Below are 290 nucleotides of genomic sequence, written 5' to 3'. Positions count from 1 at the left end.
GACTTATTATGCACCTTGCTGTGGATTCATGATGTCATCAAATGCTTTTTCAACATCAGTCACAGTTGCTTTAGCTAAAATAGCTTCAACAGCTTGCTCTTCCATTGCTACATTACGCATTTGCTGCATTAGTTGATCATTTGCTTTGTAGTATTCTACTACTTCAGTTGGATCTTCGTATGCAGAAGCTACAGTAGCAATCAATGCTTCAACTTTAGCGTCATCAACTTTGATGTCATTCGCTTTAATAACTTCACCTAATAATAGGCCAGTTTTAACACGTGTTACTG

General features: G+C 37.2%; 1 pseudogene. It reads right to left on the bottom strand.

From position 1 onward, the window contains the following. Positions 1–6: 6 nt before the first annotated feature. A pseudogene (locus tag AAEY62_RS21795) lies at positions 7–290 on the bottom strand (trigger factor); the annotation flags it as partial.

The organism is Pseudoalteromonas sp. GW168-MNA-CIBAN-0100 (assembly GCF_040309225.1).
GTDB classification, from domain to species: Bacteria; Pseudomonadota; Gammaproteobacteria; order Enterobacterales; family Alteromonadaceae; genus Pseudoalteromonas; species Pseudoalteromonas arctica.
Note: the sequence above shows the minus strand (reverse complement) of the source record. Positions and strands in the feature narration are given on the sequence as shown.